Origin of the sequence: Parapedobacter sp. SGR-10, assembly GCF_011030405.1 — a bacterium.
In the GTDB taxonomy this organism is placed as follows: Bacteria; Bacteroidota; Bacteroidia; order Sphingobacteriales; family Sphingobacteriaceae; genus Sphingobacterium.
The window spans coordinates 39,503-65,322 of record NZ_JAAJTJ010000002.1 but is presented as its reverse complement, the minus strand read 5'-3'; the positions used below and the strand labels follow the sequence as shown (position 1 = coordinate 65,322).

General features: G+C 41.0%; 25 protein-coding genes. 15 read left to right on the top strand and 10 right to left on the bottom strand.

Features of this window, described 5'->3' with window-relative positions; all coding sequences use genetic code 11:
- Positions 1 to 37: 37 nt before the first annotated feature.
- Positions 38 to 1,312 (bottom strand): phosphoribosylamine--glycine ligase, encoded by a 1,275-nt coding sequence (gene purD / locus G5B00_RS02395; RefSeq protein WP_163871660.1) that lies wholly within the window; start codon positions 1,310 to 1,312, stop codon positions 38 to 40.
- A gap of 389 nt (positions 1,313 to 1,701) precedes the next feature.
- Between purD and G5B00_RS02390 the strand changes: the two genes are divergently transcribed.
- Positions 1,702 to 4,350, top strand: a complete 2,649-nt coding sequence (locus G5B00_RS02390) for a hypothetical protein (protein WP_205966268.1) — start codon at positions 1,702 to 1,704, stop codon at positions 4,348 to 4,350.
- 68 nt (positions 4,351 to 4,418) lie between these two features.
- On the opposite strand, the gene G5B00_RS02385 is transcribed toward G5B00_RS02390, so the two are convergent.
- Positions 4,419 to 4,952 carry an ExbD/TolR family protein gene (locus tag G5B00_RS02385; RefSeq protein ID WP_163871659.1) on the bottom strand — a complete coding sequence of 178 codons (534 nt, stop codon included), beginning with the start codon at positions 4,950 to 4,952 and terminating at the stop codon, positions 4,419 to 4,421.
- A 115-nt stretch (positions 4,953 to 5,067) separates the two neighbouring features.
- Between G5B00_RS02385 and G5B00_RS02380 the strand changes: the two genes are divergently transcribed.
- The 5 genes from G5B00_RS02380 (at position 5,068) to G5B00_RS02360 (ending at position 10,275) form a co-directional block, all read left to right on the top strand.
- The gene (locus G5B00_RS02380; protein WP_163871658.1) at positions 5,068 to 5,835 is read left to right on the top strand and encodes an enoyl-CoA hydratase/isomerase family protein; all 768 of its coding nucleotides are present in this window, start codon (positions 5,068 to 5,070) and stop codon (positions 5,833 to 5,835) included.
- Positions 5,836 to 5,853: 18 nt separating this feature from the next.
- Positions 5,854 to 6,492 carry a hypothetical protein gene (locus G5B00_RS02375; protein WP_163871657.1) on the top strand — a complete coding sequence of 213 codons (639 nt, stop codon included), beginning with the start codon at positions 5,854 to 5,856 and terminating at the stop codon, positions 6,490 to 6,492.
- Positions 6,493 to 6,601: 109 nt separating this feature from the next.
- Positions 6,602 to 8,341, top strand: coding sequence for a phospho-sugar mutase (locus G5B00_RS02370; protein ID WP_163871656.1), 1,740 nt, complete (start codon positions 6,602 to 6,604; stop codon positions 8,339 to 8,341).
- A gap of 2 nt (positions 8,342 to 8,343) precedes the next feature.
- Positions 8,344 to 8,886 carry an NUDIX hydrolase gene (locus G5B00_RS02365; RefSeq protein ID WP_163871655.1) on the top strand — a complete coding sequence of 181 codons (543 nt, stop codon included), beginning with the start codon at positions 8,344 to 8,346 and terminating at the stop codon, positions 8,884 to 8,886.
- A gap of 75 nt (positions 8,887 to 8,961) precedes the next feature.
- The gene (locus tag G5B00_RS02360; protein ID WP_163871654.1) at positions 8,962 to 10,275 is read left to right on the top strand and encodes a nicotinamide mononucleotide adenylyltransferase; all 1,314 of its coding nucleotides are present in this window, start codon (positions 8,962 to 8,964) and stop codon (positions 10,273 to 10,275) included.
- Between the two features lie 39 nt (positions 10,276 to 10,314).
- On the opposite strand, the gene rimO is transcribed toward G5B00_RS02360, so the two are convergent.
- From rimO to rpmB, 5 genes are all read right to left on the bottom strand, one after another.
- Complete coding sequence (gene rimO / locus G5B00_RS02355; RefSeq protein WP_163871653.1) at positions 10,315 to 11,649, bottom strand: 30S ribosomal protein S12 methylthiotransferase RimO; 1,335 nt, start codon at positions 11,647 to 11,649, stop codon at positions 10,315 to 10,317.
- A 2-nt stretch (positions 11,650 to 11,651) separates the two neighbouring features.
- Complete coding sequence (gene ftsY, locus G5B00_RS02350) at positions 11,652 to 12,617, bottom strand: signal recognition particle-docking protein FtsY (protein ID WP_163871652.1); 966 nt, start codon at positions 12,615 to 12,617, stop codon at positions 11,652 to 11,654.
- Between the two features lie 179 nt (positions 12,618 to 12,796).
- Positions 12,797 to 12,958, bottom strand: coding sequence for a DUF4295 domain-containing protein (locus G5B00_RS02345; protein WP_163871651.1), 162 nt, complete (start codon positions 12,956 to 12,958; stop codon positions 12,797 to 12,799).
- A 46-nt stretch (positions 12,959 to 13,004) separates the two neighbouring features.
- Positions 13,005 to 13,187 (bottom strand): 50S ribosomal protein L33, encoded by a 183-nt coding sequence (gene rpmG / locus G5B00_RS02340; protein ID WP_002998409.1) that lies wholly within the window; start codon positions 13,185 to 13,187, stop codon positions 13,005 to 13,007.
- 74 nt (positions 13,188 to 13,261) lie between these two features.
- Positions 13,262 to 13,495 carry a 50S ribosomal protein L28 gene (gene rpmB, locus G5B00_RS02335; protein ID WP_163871650.1) on the bottom strand — a complete coding sequence of 78 codons (234 nt, stop codon included), beginning with the start codon at positions 13,493 to 13,495 and terminating at the stop codon, positions 13,262 to 13,264.
- 260 nt (positions 13,496 to 13,755) lie between these two features.
- Here rpmB and recO point away from each other — a divergent pair, with 260 nt between their 5' ends.
- The 3 genes from recO (at position 13,756) to G5B00_RS02320 (ending at position 15,507) form a co-directional block, all read left to right on the top strand.
- On the top strand, positions 13,756 to 14,478 hold the full coding sequence (gene recO / locus G5B00_RS02330; RefSeq protein ID WP_163871649.1) for a DNA repair protein RecO: 723 nt from the start codon (positions 13,756 to 13,758) through the stop codon (positions 14,476 to 14,478).
- 88 nt (positions 14,479 to 14,566) lie between these two features.
- Complete coding sequence (locus tag G5B00_RS02325; protein WP_163871648.1) at positions 14,567 to 15,022, top strand: DUF805 domain-containing protein; 456 nt, start codon at positions 14,567 to 14,569, stop codon at positions 15,020 to 15,022.
- 11 nt (positions 15,023 to 15,033) lie between these two features.
- Positions 15,034 to 15,507 (top strand): DUF805 domain-containing protein, encoded by a 474-nt coding sequence (locus G5B00_RS02320; protein WP_163871647.1) that lies wholly within the window; start codon positions 15,034 to 15,036, stop codon positions 15,505 to 15,507.
- Positions 15,508 to 15,566: 59 nt separating this feature from the next.
- Here G5B00_RS02320 and G5B00_RS02315 read toward each other — a convergent pair whose 3' ends face one another.
- Entirely contained in the window at positions 15,567 to 15,758 is a 192-nt protein-coding gene (locus G5B00_RS02315; protein ID WP_163871646.1) for a cold-shock protein, read from the bottom strand.
- 138 nt (positions 15,759 to 15,896) lie between these two features.
- On the opposite strand from G5B00_RS02315, the gene G5B00_RS02310 reads away from it, so the two are divergent.
- The 6 genes from G5B00_RS02310 (at position 15,897) to G5B00_RS02285 (ending at position 23,571) form a co-directional block, all read left to right on the top strand.
- Positions 15,897 to 16,616 (top strand): SIMPL domain-containing protein, encoded by a 720-nt coding sequence (locus G5B00_RS02310; RefSeq protein WP_163871645.1) that lies wholly within the window; start codon positions 15,897 to 15,899, stop codon positions 16,614 to 16,616.
- Positions 16,616 to 17,092: a DUF4112 domain-containing protein gene (locus G5B00_RS02305; protein WP_163871644.1), complete on the top strand. Its 477-nt coding sequence runs from the start codon at positions 16,616 to 16,618 to the stop codon at positions 17,090 to 17,092. The genes G5B00_RS02310 and G5B00_RS02305 overlap by 1 nt, the downstream gene beginning before the upstream one ends.
- A gap of 64 nt (positions 17,093 to 17,156) precedes the next feature.
- Positions 17,157 to 17,819, top strand: coding sequence for an NAD-dependent epimerase/dehydratase family protein (locus G5B00_RS02300; RefSeq protein WP_205966267.1), 663 nt, complete (start codon positions 17,157 to 17,159; stop codon positions 17,817 to 17,819).
- Positions 17,816 to 19,681 carry an ABC-F family ATP-binding cassette domain-containing protein gene (locus G5B00_RS02295; protein ID WP_163871642.1) on the top strand — a complete coding sequence of 622 codons (1,866 nt, stop codon included), beginning with the start codon at positions 17,816 to 17,818 and terminating at the stop codon, positions 19,679 to 19,681. The genes G5B00_RS02300 and G5B00_RS02295 overlap by 4 nt, the downstream gene beginning before the upstream one ends.
- A 193-nt stretch (positions 19,682 to 19,874) precedes the next feature.
- A complete protein-coding gene (gene mnmG / locus G5B00_RS02290) occupies positions 19,875 to 21,734 on the top strand; it encodes a tRNA uridine-5-carboxymethylaminomethyl(34) synthesis enzyme MnmG (RefSeq protein WP_163871641.1) in 1,860 nt (619 codons plus the stop codon).
- Positions 21,735 to 22,011: 277 nt separating this feature from the next.
- Positions 22,012 to 23,571: an Ig-like domain-containing domain gene (locus tag G5B00_RS02285; protein WP_240894359.1), complete on the top strand. Its 1,560-nt coding sequence runs from the start codon at positions 22,012 to 22,014 to the stop codon at positions 23,569 to 23,571.
- A gap of 23 nt (positions 23,572 to 23,594) precedes the next feature.
- Here the strand turns inward: G5B00_RS02285 and G5B00_RS02280 are convergent, their stop codons facing one another.
- Together G5B00_RS02280 and nadB are read right to left on the bottom strand one after the other, a co-directional pair.
- On the bottom strand, positions 23,595 to 24,107 hold the full coding sequence (locus G5B00_RS02280; protein ID WP_163871639.1) for a gamma carbonic anhydrase family protein: 513 nt from the start codon (positions 24,105 to 24,107) through the stop codon (positions 23,595 to 23,597).
- Between the two features lie 51 nt (positions 24,108 to 24,158).
- Positions 24,159 to 25,751, bottom strand: coding sequence for an L-aspartate oxidase (gene nadB / locus G5B00_RS02275; RefSeq protein WP_163871638.1), 1,593 nt, complete (start codon positions 25,749 to 25,751; stop codon positions 24,159 to 24,161).
- Between the last annotated feature and the right edge of the window lie 69 nt (positions 25,752 to 25,820).

Genomic DNA, 25,820 nt, shown 5'->3' with positions numbered 1-25,820 from the left:
TTGCTGTGATAAATCACTGAAAGCGAAAAAATTATTTTTAGATCAGGTCGAAACCTATGTCCGTACGAAAATACTTACCCTGAAAAAATATCCGTCCTGCATCGGCTGTAGCCTGTTGCAAAGCCGAAAATAGATCATCTTCCAACGCTGTCACCGCCAGCACACGTCCTCCTGCCGTAAGCACTTCGCCGTTTTGCTCTTTAGTCCCCGCATGGAATACAATAGATTCTTTGACATTTTCGATGTTAGAGATTGCTTTGCCGTTTCCATAGTCTCCCGGATACCCGCCCGACACCAACACTACTGTCGCAGCCGTTTTGGGGCTTACGGTATACGAGCGATTGGCCAGGTCACCTTTTGCCACACCCTCCAACAGATCAACCAGATCTGATTCGATACGTGGCAGTACTGATTCCGTCTCCGGATCGCCCATGCGCACGTTGTATTCGATTACATACGGATCACCGCCCACATTCATCAAGCCGATAAAAATAAAACCCTTGTAAGGGATATTATCCGTTTTCAGTCCCTCGACGGTCGGTTTGATAATCCGCTCTTCTACCTTTGCCAAGAAAGCTTCATCGGCAAAAGGTACTGGAGAAACCGATCCCATACCACCTGTATTCAGTCCGGTATCGCCTTCGCCGATGCGCTTGTAATCTTTTGCAGAAGGCAGTACCTTGTACGATTCCCCGTCCGTCAGTACGAAGACAGATAATTCTATCCCCTTGAGAAATTCCTCGATCACGACGACACTACTTGCCGCTCCAAATTTTGCATCGGCAATCATGGCTTTCAGTTCCGCTTTGGCATCTTTCAATGTTTCGCAGATCAGCACCCCCTTACCTGCGGCCAAACCATCGGCTTTGAGTACAATGGGTAGGCTTTGTGTCTCCAGATACGCCAAGCCTTCCTCCAGATTAGATCTGTCAAATGACCGGTACGCCGCTGTAGGAATATCATGCCTCTGCATAAACTCTTTGGAAAAATCTTTGGACCCTTCCAGTTGTGCACCCTGTTGTTGCGGGCCGATGATAGCGATATGCCGTATATCTTCGCGGGACAGGAAATAATCATGAATACCTTTTACCAGAGGTTCTTCGGGACCTACGACAATAAGCGAGACATCATTTGCCAGAGCAAAGGCTGCAATGCCCTCAAAATCCGTTACTTTTAAATTGACATTTGTACCATATTGGCCTGTTCCGGCATTACCGGGGGCTATATACAGGCTAGAAAGTCGAGGGCTTTGGGATATTTTGTACGCAAAGGCAGACTCACGGCCACCTGATCCAACTATTAAAATATTCATGTCACAAACTTAGATAAAATGCTTCGAATTCACGCATGCCCAATCGCAAAAAATCATCTTGTACAACGATATATTTTAAGTTTTTTCAAAAGATTATTTTTAGTGTTTAGAGAATCTGGAAAATTCAATAGTCAATTAAGAGTAATAGTCATATTATAGTTGACTCGATAAAGTCGGATGTTTGAGAAAAATTATCATCCGGCAAATGATAAACCCACAACCTGCCAGGGTCAGTAAAATACTGATATTATATCACTTATGCTTCAAAATATACACTCATCTCCCAAAGATTTTTACACTGGAAAAATAAATTTTTAAATTAAAAAAGCATTTTGATATAAATATTTTTTAACTTTCCTTAGCAATAAAACGTTTCAGCATAAAGATACATGAAAAGAGCCTTTTATATTCTGTTTATAATATTCTGCTTCCAACAGACACAAGGTCAAGATATCCAAGAAGTTTTAGCGAAAGTCTCGCACACCGCTGAGCACAATCCACAGGAAAAAATATACCTGCACCTGGACAAATTTTCGTACACGGCCGGAGAGACTATCTGGTTCAAAGCTTACGCTACTATAGGTATCCAAAACCTATTTTCCAACTTGAGCAATCTAGGCTATGTAGAACTGATAGACCCGTCCGGTAGAGTTTTCAGTAGCCAAAAGATACCGCTCATCAACGGGATAGGTATAGGCGATATATCCCTTATCGATACATTGACAGCAGGATCTTATCGCTTGCGTGCCTATACGAATTGGATGCGCAATTACGATGACAGCTATTTTTACGACCGCACCATACAGATTAGCAACGGTCGGGCAGACAACATTCAGACCGAGACAGCTGTATCCTATGCAGAAAAAGAGGATATCTACACCATTTCGCTCAAAAGTCTGAGCGGAGTTCCGCTAAGCAAGATCCCCGTTCGCTACGAACTGATCAAAGATGGAGAAAGTGTAAGCCGGAAACGAACAAACACGAACGAAGAGGGCATATTGAAGATTGAAGTTGACAAAAAACACCAAGGGGCATTAATCAAACTACGTTTTGAAAACCTGGAGAAAATGACTGTCAACAAAATCATAAGGCCTGCCCCAGCCGTAGCCAAAAACAGTGTACAATTATTGGCCGAAGGAGGAAAGATCCTAGCCGGAAACCTGAACAATATTGCCGTCAAATCCATCAACCCACAAGGGCTAGGCGTCAAATCCAAGGTTTTGATAAAATCGCCGACCGATACTTTGGCATTCATTGAGACCAACGAGTTGGGTATGGGATCCTCCTACATCTTTGTTGGAGACAACATGCCGATCTCTGCCACAGCTACCTTTGACGACGGAACAACACAAGATGTCATCCTCCCGGAGATTGTTTCTGAGGGCTATTCTATTATTGTGAATACAAAAAACAAGCAACGCATAGTCAGCCAGATCAATGTTTCCAATCAATACATGGATCAAAAAGAGCTCTATTTTGTCGTGCATCATCTGGGACAGGTATATTTTGTCTCCAAACAAAAGGCAAGCAAAAATGAGCTGGTGTTCAACGTAGATAGGGCAAAGCTGCCGACTGGTGTTATTACGATAAGTATCCTCAACAGCCAATTCGAACCTGTTGTAGAGCGTGTTGTATTCAATTACCAAGAGGGTGATAACCTCCCTTTGGCAATTTCATTGGACAAAGCCAACTATAAGACCAGGGATCGTGTTCAGGTCAATATCGAGGCCGGGACCAACCAGGACAGTATCCGCCTATCTGCGCTATCGGCCAGTGTATTGAATCTTTCCAAGATAAAGGATGATTACCAAGGCGCTCCCAATATTTTAAGCGCTTTGCTACTGAGCACGGATTTGAAAGGCTTTATCGAAAATCCCGGATATTACTTTAAGGATGATAAAGTAAAAGAGCATGAACTGGATCAATTGATGCTGACCCAAGGATGGCGTAACATAGATTGGGATAGCATTGGCCTACAAACCAAACCCAAGTTTGAAGCCGAAAAAGGAATAAAGTTAGCAGGATACACCAAAAAACTAGGGCGTAAGGCGGCAGAGCCCAATGCAAAGGTCCAATTGATCTCCACCAAAAATTTTATGGACTTTTTGGATACCACGTCCAATGAAGAAGGTTATTTTGATTTCGGTTACTTATTGTTTCCAGACAGCATCAAGTTTTTGGTTTCAGCCCGTACCCAAAAAGACAAAAGAAATATCGATATCATCATGGATACCAAGAGCAGTGCACCGGTCTTGGCCAACCGCAATGCTCCTTTGGAAATCAATGATGTCAATAGCCGCTTTCTGGAACAGATCAGACAATCCAAACAATTTTTTGCCCAATTGGAACAAGGTGGGCTGATGGAAAAGAGCATTGTCATCGAGGAGGTAGTAGTCACGGCTACCGCGCAGAAAAAAGTAGCAGACAACTCCAGCAACCTGAACGGCCCCGGCAACGCGGACCAAGTCATTACCGCTGAAGAACTCTCCACCTGTCCCACATTGGAAATGTGTCTCGCGGGTCGACTGATGGGGGTGACTTGGCAGGGGGGGGCTCCTTACAATACCAGAGGCAATGTACCTATGCAGGTCGTACTGGATGGCATGTTTATCGAGCCGGAAGAAATCTCCATGATCAACGTAATGGATATAGAAAGTATAGAAGTGCTGCGCAATGTCAACTATACAGCTATATACGGTATGAATGGCGGAAATGGTTTGCTCATATTGACCTCCAAAACAGGGGCATCAGCCATGCGTAGTTTTGTCCCGCGAGGAATATTGACCATACAACCGCAAGGAATATCGGCAACAAAGACATTCTACAAACCACAATATGATGTAGACGATGCCGTCAAGCTCTCCCGTGATCTGCGCACGACGATCCATTGGGAACCCGGCTTGGTATCCGACAACAAAGGCAAAACAAAATTCGATTTCTTTACTTCAGATGAAGGGGGCAAATACCTGATCCTGCTAGAAGGAATAGACCTCTCCGGACGAATAGGACGGAAACTAATCGAATTTGAGGTAAAATAAGAGATCTGGATTACCTACCTAATAGTAGTGAGATATGCACTTATATTTAAAATTAGGAATCGCTCCTGTCAATCTGTAAGCACACTTCTGATGACCATATCCTCTTCGGCATGGGAGATCTTACTAATCAGATAGCGTTTCACACCTGATATTTTGATCTCGTCCAGCGCATTGATGATATCTCCTGCCCGAGCTTGCTTGCTGGGCTTGACGAGCACCACCATATCTTTTCCCTCGGCCATTTGAGGGATTTGGCTCTTCATTTTTACCAATGTGTGCCTAAGATCAGTCGATCCAAACTCGATAAATTCAGGATTTTTGATCGGCCGATCAAAACCTCCCTGGTACCAGGATACTTTTCCTTCGCCGATCAAAAGAGAGACGACCCGCCTTTCGTCCATATCCTGTGTGTTTTCTATGGTATTGTCTGGCATGGCCACATCAAGACTATGTGGTTTATTGAGTGAAGTAGTCAGCATAAAAAACGTAATCAGCAAAAATGCCAAGTCGACCATAGCGGTCAAATCTACTTTGGGAGCCGCTTTGCGAACTCTTTGTTTTCTATTACCTGTATTGCTAGGTTGTTGATTTAATTCTGCCATGGTTTTGATGTGTTAAAGTTTTATATCGGCTTTCCATAATAATGATGATCTTCTCAAATATTTTCCATAAGCTCATCAATAAATTTCTTATCTTGTTTTCCCATTTGGAACAACTATGAAATACATAAGGACTAAAATAGAAGACCATATTTATCATATTCTATTGGATAGGGGCAAGTCCAATGCCATGGATCTTGAGGCGGTGCAGGAACTGATATCGGCCGTAGAACAAGCTGAAGCCGATCCTGCCGTCGAAGGGCTTATTCTATCGGGCAAGGAAGGCTTTTTCTCTTCGGGGTTGGATCTGATCACCTTGTACGATTATGATGCAGAGCAAATGAAGGAATTTTGGAAGCATTTTTTGTTACTCATACAAAAGCTGGCTTCCTTCTCCAAACCTGCCGTATCGGCCATTACGGGTCATAGCCCGGCAGGCGGATGTATCCTAGCTCTGTGCTGCGACTATAGGATCATGACAGAGGGTCAATACATCATCGGGCTCAATGAGGTTCCCGTCGGTATTGTCGTGCCCCAAAGTATCTTCAAGCTGTACAGCTTCTGGTTAGGAGACGGTATAGCATACCGCAGCTTGATGGAAGGAAAGCTATTCAGCCCACAGGAAGCACTAGCGATTGGTCTAGTCGATGAGGTCGTCCCTCTCAACCGCATCCAAAATACCGCTTTTCAAAAAATAAAAAGTGTCGCACAGTTTGAAAAGAATGCCTGGAGAAGTAGTAAACAGAATTTCAGAAGAGATTTGGTCACCAGTCTAATGCAGCTTCAAGAAGAAACCATTGATCAAGTATTGGCACAATGGTGGAGACCCGGTACAAGAGCTATCATGAAAACAATAATTGAAAACCTGACGCAAAACAGAATATAACGAATAATACTGAACAACATGAGAAGACTATATATAATCCTTTTCGTCACGGCCATTATTTTTACGGCCTGTAATCAAGGCAATAAACAAAATCAAAAAAGTACATCGGATACCACTGCGAATGTCGTACCAAGCACACCCCAAGAAATACAAAGCATTTCCGAAGTCATTACCCGTTTTGTCCGTGGATATGCCAGTAAGGACAATAGTAAGGTCAATCAGCTCATACACCCCGATCTGGGACTGACGGTCATCTACAGACCCGGCGCCATGGATACCTTTGTAAAGACAGATAGCATAGATTTCAATAGCCCAGTGCCAGATTATTATGCTTATCCCGAACTGGAAAATGAATACGCGCTGACCTTTGAAAAACTTCCCGTATTCAGCTGTGACACAGAAAAATGGGACAAACAAGGTTTTATTTGCGATACAACGGCACATCCACAACAGCTTACACAGATAGCCTTGTTCGAAAATGAATTTAACGATGCAGCATATAGCAAAGAGACTTTGGAAGAAATTAAAAAAAACGGAAACGCCAGTTTCCGTGTTATTGTAACCAGTGAAGAGCCTTTGGTCTTCCATGTCCAGTCCTATCAAGGAAAATGGTATGTGACGGTATTGGATAGGGCGTATGCGGGGTGCGATGCTTAGAAAATAAGGAGCCGATCTCTTTTTGGATCAAAGTGGCAATTTTTCTTATTATTTGGGTACACAATTACCAAAAATTATATATTTACCCTCATAAAACTATATATTCATTATGGATAATCTGGATAAAGAAACACAAGATCGAATCAATCAATGGCTATCTTCGGAATATGATAAAGATACGGTAGCCCTGGTTCAAAAACTCATAGACGACAAGCAGGAAACCGAGCTGTTGGACTCTTTCTACAAGGAGCTGGAATTTGGAACGGGAGGCCTGCGCGGGATTATGGGTGTGGGTTCTAACCGGATGAACAAATACACCATAGGGAAAGCCACACAAGGGTTGGCCAACTACCTGAAAAAACAATTTCCCAATCAGCAGATCAAAGTAGCCGTTTCCTACGACAGCCGCAACAACTCACAAGCCTTTGGACATTTGGTAGCAGATGTCTTTTCGGCCAACGATATACAGGTTTATCTCTTCAAAGAGCTACGCCCTACACCGATGCTGTCCTTTGCCGTACGTCATTTTGCCTGTCAGGGGGGGGTGATGCTGACAGCTTCACACAACCCTAAAGAGTACAATGGCTATAAGGCTTATTGGAACGATGGAGGACAGCTCGTCAGTCCTCACGACAAAAATGTCATCACAGAAGTCAACGCCATACGCTCTGTATCCGAAATCAAATTCAATAGGGTAGAAAACAATATCGTTCTTGTAGGTGAAGAGTTTGACCATATATATATTCAAGCCAACAAGCATCTGAGCATACACCCCGAAGCGGTGCACGCAGCACAAGATCTTAAGATTGTCTATTCCTCCATACACGGTACAGGCATTACGATAGTGCCCAAGATGCTACAGGCATGGGGTTTTGAGAATATCATTACCGTCGAAGAGCAGGACAAACCGGATGGCAACTTTCCCACAGTAGTCTACCCCAATCCAGAGGAAGAGGAGGCCATGTCCATGGCAAAAAGAAAAGGACAAGAGGTCGGTGCAGATATCATCATGGCAACCGATCCCGATGCCGATAGAGTCGGATTGGCCGTAAAGAACAAACAAGGTGAATACCAACTGCTCAATGGAAACCAGATCGGAAGCCTGCTGACCTATTATGTATTGTCGTCAAAAAAATCAAAAAGTGAACTCCAAGAGAACGACTACATCGTAAAAACTATTGTGACGACCAATCTCATCGCAGACATCGGCGAAAGCTTTAAGGTCAAATGCTATGAAACACTGACCGGCTTTAAATACATAGGTGAAGTGATCACCGATGTCTTGGGCAAGGAAAAATATCTCGTCGGAGGAGAAGAGAGCTATGGCTTCCTGGTAGGGGATTTAGTGCGGGACAAAGATGCCGTCAATGCCTGTGCTTTCATCGCCGAAATGGCCGCTTATTACAAGGGAGAAGGTCAAACCCTCTTTGACGTGCTGCTGCAATTGTACAAAACCTATGGCTTCTATCAGGAAAAGTTAATTTCATTGACCAAAAAAGGAAAAGCCGGCGCCGATGAAATCAGACAAATGATGGCCAATCTAAGGGCAGATCTACCCAAAACCCTCGGAGGCGTACGGGTAAAAGAAGTCCGCGATTATGAAAATAGGGAAGCGACCCATCTGCTAACGGGAGAAAAAACCGCTATCGATCTTCCTAAATCCGATGTGCTGCAATTTATCACAGTAGATGGAGATGTCATCTCGGCAAGACCCTCCGGCACAGAGCCTAAGATCAAATTTTACTGCTCTGTCAAAGAAAGCTTGATCGATATTTCTTTATACGATTCCATTGCTGCCAAACTGGAAAATAAAGTAAAAAACATCATGGCAGATATCATTAAGGAATAAGTATGGAAAAATGGACTTTACTCGACTCAAAGTATATCATCCGACGTCCTTGGGCTACCTTACGCATAGACACCCTACGGTTGCCAAACGGCAATATAAAAGATGAATATTATGTACTAGAATACCCCACATGGGTCAATATGGTAGCTATTACCGAACACAACACGATCCTCTTTGTCAAACAGTATCGCCATGGAGCAGGTGAGATCATGGTCGAACTCCCTGCCGGTGTCGTCGAAAAAGGTGAAGATCCCAAAGAAGCTGCATATCGGGAACTGCTTGAAGAAACCGGCTATGCATTTGACTCGATAGAATATATTTGTGAATTGTATGCCAACCCGGCCACATCGGGCAATCTCACCTACACCTATCTCCTGCAAGGAGGTAAAAAAGTGCAGGAACAAGAACTGGACGATTCTGAAGATATCGAGGTCGTCGAAATGGGCATAGAAGAGGCAAAACAATTTTTGTTTGACAATAAAATCGGACAGGCGCTACATACATCGGCACTTTTCTATACATTTAAGAAGTTGGGGCTGCTGTAGGAAAGACCTATAAGGTTTTTGAAACCTTATAGGTCTAAATAAAAATAATTATCCCTGTTTTCGTACCTTTGCGCCATGGCAAGAGAGATATTCGAAACAAAGCGGAAAGCACTAAAAATTAACTTACGTCCTGAAATTTACGGTACATTTGCTGAAATCGGAGCTGGTCAAGAAGTCGCTCGCAACTTTTTTGAAGCTGGAGCGGCATCGGGAACCATTGCTAAGACCATGTCTGCATACGATATGGCATTCAGCGACGCTATCTATGGAATAGAAGAATCGGGGAGGTACGTCAGCCGCACACGACTGCTCAAAATGCTAGCACACGAGTTTGAATTGCTTACCGAGCGTCTACATGGGAAAAAATACAACGAAAAGAAGTTTTTTGCCTTTGCCGATACAGTCACCACGCTCAATTTTACCAAAAGCAACGATCCACACGGTTGGCTTGGGATACGTTTTCAACACGAAGTAGGAGGACCGACCAATGATATCATCATCCACGTCAGATTGTTGGACAGTGATACACGACTGCAATCCAAAGTATTGGGCATCCTGGGGGTAAACCTTGTCTTTGCTGCCTATCATTACGCCAACGACCAACAGACCATGATCGAGTCCCTCGTGGACAACCTTTCCGTCGGAAGTGTGGAGATAGACCTGGTCAAAGTCAGTGGCCCTATCTTCGAAAACGTCAATGAACGCCTGCTAAACCTATACCTGATCGCCAAGGGATTTGCGCATGCCGCCATTTTCAGACCAGACGGAAAAGCCGCACAGATCAAAGACTTCCTGTACAAAAAAGATATCATCATCTTGCGTACGAAATACCGCCAAAAATCCTTGCCAAATTTTGACCTCTTCAATCTTGCAGTCGAACAATTTAAAAAAAATACGGGGGCAAACCCCGAAAATGTTGTTGTACTGATCGAAATATTGATGGCCAATGTGCTGGATGAAGACCTAAACCTGACGAGCGATGACCTGAAGTATTTTGCCGACCGGGCAGAGTTCCTGTGTTCCACAGGAAACAACATTATGGTTTCCAGTTTTAGACGAAACAATCATTTGGCAGAATTCATCAAAACGCTAAAACCCAGAAACGTCGGTATTGCGACCAACGTATCAAACCTACGCAATATCTTCCATTCTGAAAATTACAATAAGGAACAGTACACCAACGAACTTCTTTCCTACATTTCGGGGATGTTTAGCAAGAATGTCAAACTCTATGCCTATCCCTATCTGGACAAGAAGCAAAATCAGATTGTAACAACTAAAAATCTTGATGTATCTCCGGAAGCAAAGCCCCTATACGATTTCCTGATCCAAAACAAGTATATCATCGATATAGAAAACTACGATGAGAAGTATGTGAAAACTGTATAATCAAAAAGAGTTGGATAGTAGAGCCGAGAATGACGTCTACTATCTGATTATATGACCATACAGATCAAAATCCTCTGCACGCTCTACCTTGACCTGCACAAAATCTCCTATCCTTGCATAATTGGCTTTGGCATCCAGAATGACCTCATTGTCCACTTCGGGCGAATCGTACTCTGTACGGCCAATAAAATAATCCCCATCGACCCGATCCACCAACACCTTAAATTCTTTGTCTACCTTGCTTTGGTTGATGTCGTACGAAATGCCTTGCTGCACTTCCATAATCGCATCCATCCTTTCCTGTTTTACTTCATCAGGTACATTATCATCCAACGAATAGGCATGGGTTTTCTCTTCGTGTGAATAGGTAAAACAGCCCAGCCTGTCAAAACGGGTTTCCTCCACCCATCCCAACATTTCCGCAAAATCCTGTTCGGTCTCGCCGGGATAGCCACAGATCAATGTGGTGCGCAAGGCAATATCCGGTACCTTGTCCCGAATGGCATTGACCAGATCGATTTGCTTCTGCTTTGTTGTACCCCGGCGCATAGAGCGTAGCATCGGATCCGAAATATGTTGCAAGGGCATATCCAGGTAATTGCAGATATTGCTGCGTTCGTTCATCGCATCCAGAATGTCCATCGGAAAACCGGATGGATAGGCATATTGCAGACGTATCCATTCGATACCATCGACGTCGGACAAGTGTCGGAGCAAGTCCGATAGATTCCGCTTGCCATAGATATCAAGGCCATAATAGGTCAGATCCTGTGCGATAAGGATAAGTTCTTTTGTTCCATTAGCCGCCAAAAATTTAGCTTCCTTGACCAGTTCATCTATACTTTTTGATATATGCTTGCCCCGCATCAACGGAATAGCACAAAATGAACAGGGTCGATTACAGCCTTCGGCAATCTTGAAATAGGCGAAATGGGAAGGTGTGGTCAGCAACCGCTCACCCAGAAGCTCGTGTCGATAGTCTGCACCAATAGAAGCCAAAAGGTCGGGCAGGTCATTCGTGCCGAAATAGTCATCTATATTCGGAATCTCGGATTGCAGCTCGGGCTTGTATCGCTCTGACAGACAGCCGGTGACAATGACCTTGTTTACCTTGCCCTGGTCTTTGAGCTCCGAAAATTGCAATATGGTATCGATGGATTCCTGTTTGGCATTATCTATAAACCCACAGGTATTGATGACGACAATATCATTTGCCTGGATATTGGAGGATTCGTGAACAACCTCCATTTGATTACCTTTCAGCTGACCCATCAGCACTTCACTATCGTGGATATTCTTGGAGCAGCCCAAGGTTACGACATTGACACGAGGTTTCTTTATTGTTGCCCCTATACGGGCTTCTTTTGTCTTCATTATTATCCTTTAAACAGGCTGTCGACGAACTCTCTCTTGTTAAACAGCTGCAAATCACCTATTTTCTCTCCTACACCTATATATTTTACCGGAATCTTGAACTGATCCGAAATACCGATGACCACACCACCTTTGGCCGTTCCGTCCAATTTCGTTAGTGCCAAAGCGTTCACATCCGTAGCTTCTGTAAACTGCTTACATTGTTCGATTGCATTCTGTCCTGTAGACGCATCCAGCACAAGCAAGATTTCGTGCGGAGCACCCGGAACGATCTTTTGCATCACATTTTTGATCTTACCCAGTTCGTTCATCAAGCCCACTTTATTGTGCAAACGTCCGGCCGTATCGATGATCGCCACATCGTCTCCGTTGGAGACTGCGGATTTTATGGTATCAAAAGCCACCGAAGCTGGATCCGAACCCATAGCTTGGGCAACAACACGCACACCGACCCGCTCTCCCCACAATTTGATCTGATCCACTGCTGCGGCTCGAAATGTATCAGCTGCGCCAAGCACGACTTTATTGCCTGCTTCTTTCAACTGATGTGCCAGCTTACCGATCGTCGTGGTCTTACCAACACCATTCACACCGACGACCATGATCACATACGGCTTATGGTTGCCATATTCAAAATTCTCAAAATCACTGCTGTTATTCTCTGCCAACAGGTCTTGAATCTCTTCTTTCAACAATCTGTTCAGCTCTTCCGTACCCACATATTTATCCCGTGCGACCCGTTCCTGAATACGTTCCACGATCTTGAGCGTAGTGGTCACACCCACATCCGAAGTGACCAACACTTCTTCCAGATTGTCCAATACATCGTCATCTATCGTGGATTTGCCCACAACGGCTTTAGTGATCTTGGAAAAAAAACCTTCTTTTGTCTTTTCCAGTCCCTTATCCAAAGCTTCCTGAGCCTCTGGTGTTTCCTGCTTTTTCTTGAAAAAATCAAATAGTCCCATAATAGTATTGAGTCCTTAGTATTGCGTATTGAGATATGTATAACTTAGTCGCAAGTCTTTCTTCCTTGTTCATTTATCCTTGCTCCAAGAATCCAAATATACCAAAAAAGCCCTTTCGGTAGATATACCAAAACGGCTTTTGAAATTTTTTAAAGAAAACCTTAAAATAAGGAATGCTTCTATTTGTTGGCCGTAGCCACAACGTCTTTTACGTTATCGTTGTGTACCATACTTTCTTTAAAAGTATATGCGCCAGTCTTTGCAGACTTTGTCGTGATAATCACTTTGGTAAACTCTTTACCACCACCTTTTTGTAATGATGCTACCGCTTTCTTTGCCATGGTATTCTAATATTTTAAACATGCCGGCCAAAGCCAACATGCATGGTTATTTAATTTCCTTGTGAACAGTTACTTTTCTCAATACAGGGTTGAATTTTTTCAACTCCAAACGCTCAGTGGTATTCTTTTTATTTTTTGTCGTGATGTAACGAGACATCCCTGGAAGACCACTTTCCTTGTGTTCAGTACACTCTAAGATTACTTGTACTCTATTTCCTTTTTTAGCCATTGTTTTACTATATTAAACCTGCTCACTGGCAGATCTTATGTTCATGAATATTTTTATTAACAGGCGTTATCTAATTAAACGTATCCTTTTTTAAGGAACGTATCGATTACCGCAGAAATACCTTTTTTGTTGATCGTACGGATGGCCGCAGCCGATACTTTCAAAGTAATCCAACGATCCTCTTCAGGAATGTAGAAACGCTTGGTTTGTAGATTCGGGTAAAATTTACGTTTGGTCTTAACGTTAGAGTGAGAAACGTTATTTCCCGTTAATGCCGCTTTGCCTGTTAAATCACAAATTCTTGACATGATATTTATTTTTAATTATCCATTTACACTATACGCTCTATGCACTCCCTGCAAAGAGTTTGCAAATATCTATATTTCTTTTGGAATTTACAATAGAATAGTTAAGAATTATTTGAAATAACAATTCAAGACAGGCACAGTACAAATGTATATGTTTTATAATATTATCTTTGTTCGAACAAAACAAAATAGTTTTCAACAATTCACATTGTGCAGGTAAATCCGTAAGCATTACGCCTCTTAGAAACACAACACAACCGATGATCATCAAGACCAGGGGTATCGTTTTAAAAGTAACCGATTACGCAGACAGCAGTGTAGTGACCCAAATATTCACCGAAGAATTGGGCTTGCAATCCTATATCATAAACGGAGCTAAAAAACCAAAGGCTAAAATCCATATCAATATGCTGCAACCTCTTCATCTATTGGAAATGGTGGCCTACGTCAAAGAAAACAACGGTCTGCAACATATCAAAGAAGCAAGACAAACGCCTGTATTCAGGCAAATACCCCTAGATATCGTCAAAAGCTCCCTAGCTCTCTTTCTGAACGAAGTGCTGTATAAGGTACTGAAGCATCAGCAGCCGGACAGCCATTTATTCCATTTTATACAAGAATCCATTCTCTGGCTTGACCAAACCCAACAACCCGTTTCCAATTTTCACCTCTGCTTCTTGATGAAATTGAGCAAATATCTAGGCTACCTACCCACCCTAACGTCCGAAAAAATGCCTTATTTCGATCTTGCAGAAGGTATATTTACGAAAAATCTACCCGCACACACATATGTCTTGCAAGAACCTCACACCACCTTGTTCTACGAAATATTACGCAGCAGCTACGATGAAAGTCACTCATTTCAGATGAAACACGAGGACCGCATATATCTGTTGCGACAGATCATAAATTTCTACAGATTGCATACCGAAAATTTCGGAACAGTCAATTCGTTAGAAATTCTGGAAGAAATTTTCCATTAAATTTTCGTTTTTCAAAAAATAGATTATTTTTGATAAGGATTTATAAATAATTTTTTAATCACTTCGCTAACATTAAAAACACAAAACTATGGAATGGTTCTTAAAAGTTGTCCGAGACAACTATGCTAACTTTGAAGGCCGTGCTCGCCGTAAAGAGTACTGGATGTACACATTATACGTGATGCTCATCTTTATCGCTCTGTCGATTGTCATAGGAATTATCTCCTGGATAAGCAGTACATTGGGTGGTATACTAAGCTTTGTGATATGGATTGCTTCATTGGCTATATTGGTACCAAGCTTGGCAGTTACAGTCCGTCGCTTACACGATACCGGTAAGCCAACCTGGTATATTGTACTCAATTTTATTCCCATTGTCAATCTTTACATTCTCTATTTGCTGATTCTGGAAGGAGACAAAGGACCTAATGAGTTTGGTCCTGACCCCAAAGCTACTGAAAATCAAAATGTCTTTGCCGGACAGCAACAAGAGAATAATCCATTCTCAAATCCGACAAATCCGTTTACAAACGACAATAATTAAAACATTATCACATGGAATGGTATTTAAAAGTAATTCGGGATAATTACGCAAACTTCAGTGGCCGTGCCCGTCGCAAAGAGTACTGGATGTTCGTACTGTTTAACTTCATCATAGGAAGTGTTATCTTAAGAATAATCGATGGAATTTTCGGTCTCACGATCGGTTCTACAGAAGGTCTGCCTTGGTATAGTCAAAATGGGATGTTAAGTTCAATTTATTCCTTGGCCATACTTATTCCGGGATTGGCTGTGACGGTGAGAAGACTTCATGATATTGGTAAGTCCGGATGGAATATTCTATGGGTATTCACCTGTATAGGTATATTCTATCTTATTTATCTGAACATCATCGAAGGCGATCACGGTCCGAATGAATATGGCGAAGATCCCAAAGCAGATGAAAATCAAGATCCGTTTGCCGGCCAACGGGAAAACAATAATCCGTTTCCCAATCCGCCAAGACCATTTACAGACGATAATAACTAAAATAAAAAATCCCGAAACAGGTGTTTCGGGATTTTTTACAATAAATATATAAACTACTCTTAGATAACTTTTACATTTACCGCATTCAGACCTTTACGGCCTTGTTCTACTTCGTAAGAAACATCATCTCCCTCACGAATTTTGTCAACCAACCCTGAAACGTGAACAAAAATCTCGCTCTCGCCTGATGCAGGGACAATGAAACCGAAACCTTTGGTCTCATTAAAGAATTTTACTTTACCTTCTTGCATTATTTAATTGTATTATTTTTCTAAAGGTACGACTTAAAAACCAATTGTTTACAATTTATTTTCAAATACTCCTTAAACATTGTGGCATTTTGTTTGTCTATGCTAAAGAAACAACAACAACTTTAATACACAAAAACAATGAAAAAACTACTTGCTTTGACTTTGATAATCGCTAGCACAGCTATGGCAAATGCACAGAACATAAACATCGAAAGCAGCCGAAAGGTCGCTACAAAGGGATATGCCGAACGGGAAGTAACCCCGGACATTATCTATCTTTCCATTAGTCTGAAAGAATTTTACATGGATGGTAACCTCAAAAAGAAGGTTTTTATCGAAACATTGGAAAAACAGCTTTACGAAGCGGCCATGGAAGCCGGTGTCAAAAAAGAAGATTTCACTATACAGAATATCTTCAGCTACAATTCAAACATAAAAAAGAAGCTCAACGAACTCCTACAATCACGGCAATATCGGATCAAGGTGACAAATCTGAACGGATTAAATGCCATGATGGACAAAATAGATCCCCGTGGATTGCAAAGTACTTCGATTTCGGGCTATGACCACAGCCAAAAACGCGAAATAGAAAGAGATTTGAAAACAGCTGCCGTCAAAGATGCACGTCAAAATGCAGAAATACTGGCCGCCGCTGATGGACAATCCGTCGGAAAGGTATTGGTCATCAATGACAACAGCAGTATCAATTTCAATGATCTTGTACCCCAACCGCGCATGTATGCAGCCAAAGCGGCGGTAGCAATGGACAGTGCAGGTGCGGAGGCAGAAAGCTTGGACATTGACATCCGTCCGATCAAGCTCACATGCTATGTGGATGGCGTTTTTGAATTGAAATAATGTATAAACCTGCAAACTACAAAGAAGAAAAACGCAAAAAAGAGTTTGTGTGGCTCAAGCGTTTTTCTTCCTTAATGGACGATAAATTTAATATAGGGGGATTCCGTTTTGGATTGGATCCCCTTTTGAATTTAATACCCTACGGAGGTCAGGCAGTATCCTTCGGCACCTCCCTATTATTGGTCATCATCATGCTTCGTAACGGAGCTGGCTCCAAAGTAGTCGTAAAAATGTTGCTTAACATCATATACGATGCCGTTCTTGGAGCAATACCCTTTTTTGGGCAGGTATTTGACTTTTTCAACAAAGCCAATAAAAAAAACATCACTCTTCTACACGAACATTATTTTGAAAATAAGCACCAAGGGAGTGCAACAGGCATTTTGATTACTATATTGGTTATTCTATTTGCCTTATGTGCAGTGCTGTTCTACCTGCTTTGGATTTTTGGGAAGTGGGTGTGGTCATTGATATAGGAGTGTGTTAACAACACTCCTATATTGTTGAATATTTATTTACTTTTGTACCTGGCAAATTATAGTGGAGGACAAATTGACAGCATTAGTATTGGGAGCCAATGGTCTTATTGGAGAAATAATTGTTGATTTATTATTGAAAAACGATAAATATAATATGGTATTTGCTGTAAGTCGAAAGGGTGTGAACAAAGAAAGCCCCAAACTGGTGCAAATATTTGCCGATATGCACAATGTTGAGGAAAAAATCAAGGATATCCGTGTCGATGTGCTGTTTTCCTGCATTGGATCAACACAGGCCAAATCCCCAAACAAAGACGAGTACTATAAGATTGACCATGATTACCCCATCCTGGTATCCACATTGTTGAAAAAAAACGGGTGTAACGCAGTTTGCTTAGTTTCCAGTATAGGTGCAAATGCACAATCCAAAAACTTTTACCTCAGATTAAAAGGCCAGGTAGAACAAAGTATCATGGCATTGGGATTTGAAAGCACATACATCTTTCGGCCTTCCCTACTGATGGGCAAAAGAAAGGAACACCGGCTTTTAGAAACTGTCACACAGAAATTAAGCCCTTTATTCAATATGCTTATGATCGGCCCATGGAGAAATTTCAAAAGCATTTCTGCTGAATCTGTCGCCAGAGCAATGATCCATACAGCAAGTTTGCGCACAAGTGGCGTCCATATCTATCAAACGGAAGAAATAAAAAAATTGGCGTGAGTATTTTAAGCACAGAACAGGTTAGCCATTCCTTTAACGATAAGTGGTTATTCAAAAATTTACATTTTGCCCTACAAAAAGGTGATCGGGTGGCCTTGGTCGGTATAAACGGCACAGGTAAATCAACGTTATTGAAGCTCTTGGCAGAAGTATTTCCTCCACAAGAAGGTCGTATCGTCAAAGAAAAAGGTATAAAAATAGGGTATCTTCCCCAAGAACCCAATTTTGATGGTTTGGATACTGTCAATGATTTTATTTTCAGTGCGGACAATGAACAGCAGCAGTTGATAAAAGAATACGAACAACTATTTGAAAATCAAGAAGTTGATGAAAAAAAATTAGCTATTCTGAGTGATAAATTGACCGCTTTGAATGCTTGGGAATACGAGCATCAAATCAAAACAATCCTCAACCGTCTACAGATCACCAACTTTGATCAGCACATCGATAGTCTCTCCGGAGGACAGAAAAAAAGACTTTCGTTAGCCAAACTGCTTATTGACGAACCGGATGTGTATATACTGGATGAGCCTACCAACCATCTGGATATAGAAACGATAGAGTGGTTGGAAAAACTACTTACGACGGGCCAAAAAACCGTTATCAGTGTCTCTCACGACCGATATTTTCTAGATAATATATCGACCGAAATCAAGGAACTCGATAGAGGGCAGCTATATAGCTACAAAGGCAATTATGCCTATTTTTTGGAAAAGAAAGCCGAGCGGGAACATTCGAATACTTTGATGGCAGAAAAAGCCAGAAACTTGCTACGTACAGAATTGGAATGGATGCGCCGTCAACCGCAGGCACGAGGTACAAAATCCAAAGCTCGTATCGATGCCTTCTATGACCTGGAAGAAAAAGCTAAAGGTCCCCGTACGCAAGATAAAGTACAATTGAGTGTAAAGGTTTCGAGACAAGGTTCCAAAATAGCAGAGCTGGAAAATATTTCTAAAACCTTTGATCAGAAAACGATCATATCAGATTTCTCCTATATATTCAAAAAAGGTGATCGTATAGGCCTTGCAGGTAAGAACGGAACAGGAAAGAGTACATTTTTGAATCTATTGACACAAGAACTTTTGCCCGATTCGGGAAACATCGTCTTGGGAGAAACCACAAAATTCGGCTATTATAAACAAGGAGGTCTACAATTCGAAGAAAACGAAAGAGTACTGGATATCGTAAAAAAGATAGCAGAGTACATTCAAATGGCCAACGGCGATACTCTCACCGCTTCACAATTGTTGACACTTTTTCTTTTTCCACCCGAAAAGCAATTTGGCTTGGTAGAAAAACTAAGTGGAGGCGAAAAGAAACGATTGCAGCTCATGCGTGTGTTGATGGCCAATCCTAATTTTCTGATCTTGGATGAGCCTTCCAACGATTTGGATATTGATACGCTCAATGTATTGGAAGATTTTCTCTTAACCTTTCCGGGCGTATTGATATTGGTATCCCACGATCGTTATTTATTGGACAAACTGACCGAACAATTGTTTATTTTTGATGGAAATGGACAGGTCACTATCTACAACGGTAATTATGCAGATTACAAATTAGAACAGGAGCAGCTTCTCAAAGAAGAAAAACTGAAGGAAAAATCACACATTACGGAGGAGAAAGAATCTCCTCCACAATCAGAAAAGAAAAAATTATCCTATAAGGAGCAACGGGAATACGAACAGTTGGAAAAGGATATAGAAGAATTAGAAAGTCTCGTCTCATCGAAATCTACAGAACTAAATGAGATGACGGACCATATAAAAATAGCAGAGGTAGCAAAAGAAATAGAAAATTTACAAAATAATTTAGATCAAAAAACTGAACGTTGGTTGGAATTGGCGGAGTATATATAAAAAGTTTCACGTGAAACAAGTTATTACAATTTTGAATGTTAAAAAAATAAAAGCGACGATTTATCGTGCAGGAAGCGAAATATTGTCATTCTGACGATAGGAAGAATCTCAAAAATATTCCCCAAAGTCGGGATGACAAAAAACGTAATGAAAAAGTATTTTCGTTCCACGTGAAACGGAGTAAGAAAAGAATATGTTTAAAAAATATAATGTAATTGTTGTCGGAGCTGGACACGCAGGTTGTGAAGCAGCAGCAGCAGCAGCCAACCTTGGTTCCTCTACCCTACTCATCACAATGAATATGGGAGTAATTGCGCAGATGAGCTGCAATCCTGCCGTGGGAGGTGTAGCCAAAGGACAGATCGTCCGTGAGATAGATGCCATGGGAGGATATACCGGTATTATTGCCGACAAATCGACCATACAATTCCGTATGCTCAATAAGTCCAAAGGCCCAGCGATGTGGAGCCCACGTACGCAGAATGACAGAATGCGCTTTGCCGAAGAGTGGCGTCTGCAATTGGAAGCACTTCCAAATGTCGATATGTGGCAGGATACGGTCAAAGAAATCATCGTCGAGAATGGCCAAGCTAAAGGAGTCATAACTTCACTCGGTGTACGTATAGAAGCCGATGCCGTTGTATTGACCAATGGTACCTTCTTGAACGGTATTATACATATCGGCGAGAAAAAGTTTGGTGGTGGGAGAACAGGTGAAAAATCAGCAACCGGTTTGACAGAGCAATTAGTGTCCTTAGGTTTTGAATCCGGCAGAATGAAAACAGGAACACCTCCACGGATCGACGGTAGAAGTCTCAACTATGCCGTCATGGAGGAACAATGGGGAGATGAAAAAAGAGGTAGATTCTCTTATACCCCTGTAGAGCTACCCATCGAACAACGCTGTTGCTGGATCACATATACCAATGACAAAGTACATGAGGTACTGAAAACCGGTTTTGAAAAATCACCCATGTTCACCGGAAGGATAAAAGGACTGGGACCACGCTATTGCCCATCTATCGAAGATAAAATAAATCGCTTTGCCGAAAGGGATAGACACCAAATATTTGTCGAGCCCGAAGGTTTCAAAACCGTAGAAATATACGTCAATGGTTTTTCTACATCCTTACCAGAAGATGTACAACAGAAAGCCTTGCGGTTGATACCTGGCTTTGAAAATGCAAAAATGTACCGTCCTGGATATGCTATAGAATACGATTACTTCCCTCCTATGCAATTGGATCTTACATTGGAAACATTACGGATCAAACATCTATTCTTTGCCGGACAGATCAATGGAACTACAGGATATGAAGAAGCGGCTGCACAAGGATTTGTAGCTGGAGTCAATGCACATCAATGTATCAATGATCAGCATGAGCTCATTCTAAAGCGATCCGAATCCTACATAGGTGTATTGATCGATGATCTGGTCACTAAAGGAACAGAAGAACCTTATCGTATGTTTACATCCCGAGCAGAGCACCGTTTGTTGCTACGTCAGGATAATGCCGATATTCGATTGACACCTATTGCACACAAACTAGGCTTGGTCTCAGACGAAAGATTGCAAATAGTAGAAGAGAAAATAAAAAACTCAGATTATCTAATCCACTATATGAAAGAAAATAGTGTGGACAAGGAAAATATGAATTCCATATTGGAAAGAGAAGATTCAAGTCTACTCACACAGAAGGTGAAACTCTTCAATATTTTGAGCCGGCCACAAGTCAATATACAACATCTTGCCGAAGCAGACGAAAGATTTGCACAGGAATTACGTAAATTTGACGAAGAGACAATCGAGCAGGCAGAAATAAAGGTCAAATATGACAGTTATTTCGAAAAGGAAATGGAAATCGTAAACAAAATGAAAAAGATGGAGGATAAAGAAATTAATCCTAATTTTGATTATTCTTCACTGACTTCACTTTCGATAGAAGCGCGTGAAAAATTGCTAAAAGTGAAACCTCGTACACTTGGACAGGCTTCACGTATTTCGGGCGTGTCACCCTCAGATATTAGCGTATTATTGGTACATTTAAGTTAATATATTGATAATCAATATATTAACTTAAAAATAGAAGCTAGATACTGTATAGTGTTATACTAAGCTAAATTGTCATTCCGACTTTGGAGGAATCTATAAATATATTATCAACAGATTCTTCGAAAATCCTCAGAATGACAAAAAAAGCCAAAAAAGTGATATAAGCATTAAAATGAGAACAGAAACAAATATTTCATCAAGAGCAACGTTATTGCAAAAAGCCATTCTTACATGTTTTTTGGTTCTTATATCACTTACCCTTTTTCAGTGTGCCAATATGCAAAGACCCACAGGTGGTCCAAAAGATTCTATCCCTCCTAAACTATTGGCCGAAGTACCGGAAAATTTAACCCGTAATTTCTCCGAAAAAGAAATCGTACTCACGTTTGACGAATTCATTAAAAAAAATAATGAATTTAAAGAATTCAGCATATCACCAGACGTAGAAAAGCAACCGGAATACAAAATAAGAAAGAAAAGTTTGCACATCATACTTCCTGATTCATTGGAAGAAAACACAACCTACACAATAAATTTTGGTAAAGGTCTGGTAGATTACAACGAAGGAAACCCTATCGTGAATTATACGTATGTATTCTCCACAGGGCCCGAATTAGATTCCCTAACCATATCCGGTCAAGTCAAAAACGCATATACCAAGACCTACGATATGAAAGAAGATCCGGACCTCAAAGTCCTCTTGATCCCTACCCGGCAGGATAGTATATTTGGTAAAAAGAAAGCTAACATATTTACTTCTGTAGACAGTTCCGGTAATTTCCAATTCAAAAATCTACGAGAAGATACCTATAGAATATATGCTTTAAAAGAACAGAATAACGACAGAATATATAATAATCCGGATGAGCTCCTGGGTTTCTTATTGGATAGCATTGTGTTGGACAATGACATATCCGATATTCACCTCGAATATTCAAAAGGAAAACCTGAAAAACATCGTACCATTGAGAAAAAAATAGAAAAAAATGGATCTATCCTGTTGACATTCAACCAATCACTAAATAATCCAGACTTAAAAATATTAGATCCCGACGAACTGAATGCCAATAAGATCGTTAATTTCGCAAATAATAATGATTCCGCTTTTATTTATGTAGAAAAACTGGAATTTGATTCCATCAAACTCGAATTGAGTGATAACCAGCAAATCCTTGATACCATACTCATAAGACGAGGAAAAAATGACAAATACGAGCGTGATCTTGTCCCTATACTGAATATCAACAATAAAGTAGATAAGATACGTCACATCAGATTGACAGCCAAAGAACCCATTACCTCTGTCGATAAAAATAAGATTCAAATCCTCGAAGACTCTGTTTCACGTAGAAATTTCCAACTGCAACAAGATACAGCAAATAAAAATCTCTATCATATACGCTTCAATTGGAAACCAAATAAAAACTATGAGCTTGTTATAGAAGAAAAAGCCATACTTACCCCTTTCCAAACTTTTAACAAAGAATTGAAAAAGACTTTCACCTTTGATGAAACGGATAATTATGGCGATATCATCTTCGATATAAATGGATTGGAAAAAAATGTAAATTATATCGTAGAACTCATAGACGAAAGCAAAAAGAAAACTTTCGATAGCAGGATACTAAGAAACGAAAATAAAATAAGCTATATTAAGTTTCCAGGAGGAAAATATACACTTCGTATTATAAAAGACCTAAATGAAAACAACAGGTGGGATGGTGCAGATTATAAGACAAAAACACAAGCAGAGCCTATTTGGTATTTCGACAAAACCTTTACCATACGCGCCAATTGGGAGCAAAATGAAAAGATTGATGTAGATTTTAATAAATAGTAGAGACGTGATTAATTGCGTCTCTACCTATTAAACCAGGAACTATACAACACATAATTGTGCGGCAACTTCTGCAATAACGCCAACTGATCTTCTGTCAGAGGTTTTATTTTCTTTGCGGGAACACCTGCATACAAATAGCCAGATTCACATACCGTATTTTCCAAAACCACTGCCCCGGCAGCTATAATCACATTGGATTCAACAATGGCCTTATCCATTACGATAGCACCCATCCCGATCAATACATGATCGTGAATCACGCATCCATGAATAATCGCATTATGCCCTATATTGACATAATTGCCTATATCCGTACCATTTCGTTCATAAGTGCCGTGTACACAAACATTATCTTGAATATTGGTATAATTACCAATCTTAATGTAATTCACATCACCCCTTACGACAGCATTGAACCAAATCGAACAATGCTCCCCAATAACCACATCCCCGACCACAGTACAATTTGGTGCTAAAAAAGTATTCTCTCCAATAACAGGGTAATTTTCTTTTACAGGTGAAATCAACGGCATAGTATTTATTTCTTTAAACAGTCTTTGTTCCTTTATCCATTGTCCTTGCTCCTAAAGAATTGTATCTTCCAACACCTCAGCATGATTTGGATAATCAGTCGTATAATGCAATCCCCTACTCTCCTTTCTACTCATAGCTGACTTGACCACCAGATAAGCTACTTGGATCACATTACGCAATTCACAGAGTTTCACGGACAACTTCGTGCGTTTATAGAATGATTCTGTTTCTTCATACAACAATCCCAATCGACGCATAGCGCGCTCCAATCTAAAATCCGAACGTACTATACCTACATAGTCACTCATGAATTTTTGTGTTTCACGTAGATTGTGTGTCACCAAAATATCCTCATTCGAAAGCTTTGTATTTGATTCATCCCAGTCCGGTATATTATCCTGGTAATCGATACTTTTGAATTTAGAACTGACATCCACAAAAATCCGATGTGCATAAACAGCTGCTTCCAACAACGAATTGGAAGCCAATCTATTGGCACCATGGAGTCCTGTAGAAGAACTTTCTCCACAGGCATACAAATTTCTTATAGATGTCGCCCCATAATTGTCCACCATAATACCCCCACACAGATAATGAGCTGCAGGTGTCACAGGAATATAGTCTTTTGTCATATCCAATCCTATAGACAGACACTTTTCATAAATATTTGGAAAATGTGATAACAGATCCCCTTTAGAACGATGTGTAATGTCAAGATAAACATAATCTAAACCTGATTTCTTCATCTCCGCATCAATAGCCCTAGCCACAACATCCCTAGGAGCCAAAGAACCACGTTCATCATACTCTTCCATAAAAGACTTGCCATCTGCCCTGCGAAGAATACCTCCAAATCCCCGTACTGCCTCCGATATCAAAAATGCAGGATATTCACTTGGATTGTACAAGGCCGTCGGATGAAATTGGATAAATTCCATATTTCTGATCCTTCCTTTTGCTCTGTACACCATAGCTATCCCATCTCCTGTAGCGATAGTCGGATTGGTCGTGGATGCGTAGATATGTCCAGCTCCACCCGTTGCCATCAAGGTCACTTTTGCCAATATCTTTTCCACTGTATTAGAATGCGTATTCAATGCATAGATTCCATAACAGCTAATATCAGTGGATTTTTTATCCACATGAATACCCAAATGATGTTGTGTAATAAGATCTACGGCAAAATAATGCGTCATTATCTCAATATTGGGATCTTGATGTACCTTGGCCAAAAGAGCACGTTCTATCTCATACCCCGTGATATCTTTATAATGCAAAATCCGATGTTCGGAATGTCCCCCTTCTTTGGCCAGATCATACTCACCTGTATCCTCTCTATCAAAAGAAGTCCCATAAGCAATCAATTCCTGTATACGTGCCGGACCTTCTTTGACGACATTTTCCACTACTTCTGGATTGCACAACCCATCTCCGGCTATATGTGTATCCTGTATATGTTTTTCAAAACTATCTGTATGGTCTGTCACCACAGCGACACCACCCTGTGCATATTTTGTATTGGATTCGTCCTCATTAGACTTTGTAACGATCAGAACTTTACCTAGTTTTGCAGCCTTAAGGGCAAAGCTAAGGCCGGCTATCCCTGAGCCTACAATCAAAAAGTCTACCTTTCTGTCCGCCATTTTCTTTTTAGCTATATTTATGAATAAACAAATTAACAAAATATGTGGAAAACCTGTATAGAATAGGTG

Bases quoted from the DNA above. Each gene is read 5' to 3' on its own strand.
- mnmG (WP_163871641.1), top strand. From the start codon at position 19,875: ATGTTTAAAAAATATAATGTAATTGTTGTCGGAGCTGGACACGCAGGT.
- rpmB (WP_163871650.1), bottom strand. From the start codon at position 13,495: ATGTCAAGAATTTGTGATTTAACAGGCAAAGCGGCATTAACGGGAAAT.
- G5B00_RS02345 (WP_163871651.1), bottom strand. From the start codon at position 12,958: ATGGCAAAGAAAGCGGTAGCATCATTACAAAAAGGTGGTGGTAAAGAG.
- G5B00_RS02370 (WP_163871656.1), top strand. From the start codon at position 6,602: ATGGATAATCTGGATAAAGAAACACAAGATCGAATCAATCAATGGCTA.
- recO (WP_163871649.1), top strand. From the start codon at position 13,756: ATGATCATCAAGACCAGGGGTATCGTTTTAAAAGTAACCGATTACGCA.
- ftsY (WP_163871652.1), bottom strand. From the start codon at position 12,617: ATGGGACTATTTGATTTTTTCAAGAAAAAGCAGGAAACACCAGAGGCT.
- G5B00_RS02360 (WP_163871654.1), top strand. From the start codon at position 8,962: ATGGCAAGAGAGATATTCGAAACAAAGCGGAAAGCACTAAAAATTAAC.
- purD (WP_163871660.1), bottom strand. From the start codon at position 1,312: ATGAATATTTTAATAGTTGGATCAGGTGGCCGTGAGTCTGCCTTTGCG.
- G5B00_RS02305 (WP_163871644.1), top strand. From the start codon at position 16,616: ATGTATAAACCTGCAAACTACAAAGAAGAAAAACGCAAAAAAGAGTTT.
- G5B00_RS02385 (WP_163871659.1), bottom strand. From the start codon at position 4,952: ATGGCAGAATTAAATCAACAACCTAGCAATACAGGTAATAGAAAACAA.
- G5B00_RS02280 (WP_163871639.1), bottom strand. From the start codon at position 24,107: ATGCCGTTGATTTCACCTGTAAAAGAAAATTACCCTGTTATTGGAGAG.
- G5B00_RS02365 (WP_163871655.1), top strand. From the start codon at position 8,344: ATGGAAAAATGGACTTTACTCGACTCAAAGTATATCATCCGACGTCCT.
- G5B00_RS02390 (WP_205966268.1), top strand. From the start codon at position 1,702: ATGAAAAGAGCCTTTTATATTCTGTTTATAATATTCTGCTTCCAACAG.
- G5B00_RS02310 (WP_163871645.1), top strand. From the start codon at position 15,897: ATGAAAAAACTACTTGCTTTGACTTTGATAATCGCTAGCACAGCTATG.
- G5B00_RS02325 (WP_163871648.1), top strand. From the start codon at position 14,567: ATGGAATGGTTCTTAAAAGTTGTCCGAGACAACTATGCTAACTTTGAA.
- G5B00_RS02380 (WP_163871658.1), top strand. From the start codon at position 5,068: ATGAAATACATAAGGACTAAAATAGAAGACCATATTTATCATATTCTA.
- G5B00_RS02315 (WP_163871646.1), bottom strand. From the start codon at position 15,758: ATGCAAGAAGGTAAAGTAAAATTCTTTAATGAGACCAAAGGTTTCGGT.
- rimO (WP_163871653.1), bottom strand. From the start codon at position 11,649: ATGAAGACAAAAGAAGCCCGTATAGGGGCAACAATAAAGAAACCTCGT.
- rpmG (WP_002998409.1), bottom strand. From the start codon at position 13,187: ATGGCTAAAAAAGGAAATAGAGTACAAGTAATCTTAGAGTGTACTGAA.
- nadB (WP_163871638.1), bottom strand. From the start codon at position 25,751: ATGGCGGACAGAAAGGTAGACTTTTTGATTGTAGGCTCAGGGATAGCC.
- G5B00_RS02375 (WP_163871657.1), top strand. From the start codon at position 5,854: ATGAGAAGACTATATATAATCCTTTTCGTCACGGCCATTATTTTTACG.
- G5B00_RS02285 (WP_240894359.1), top strand. From the start codon at position 22,012: ATGCAAAGACCCACAGGTGGTCCAAAAGATTCTATCCCTCCTAAACTA.
- G5B00_RS02320 (WP_163871647.1), top strand. From the start codon at position 15,034: ATGGAATGGTATTTAAAAGTAATTCGGGATAATTACGCAAACTTCAGT.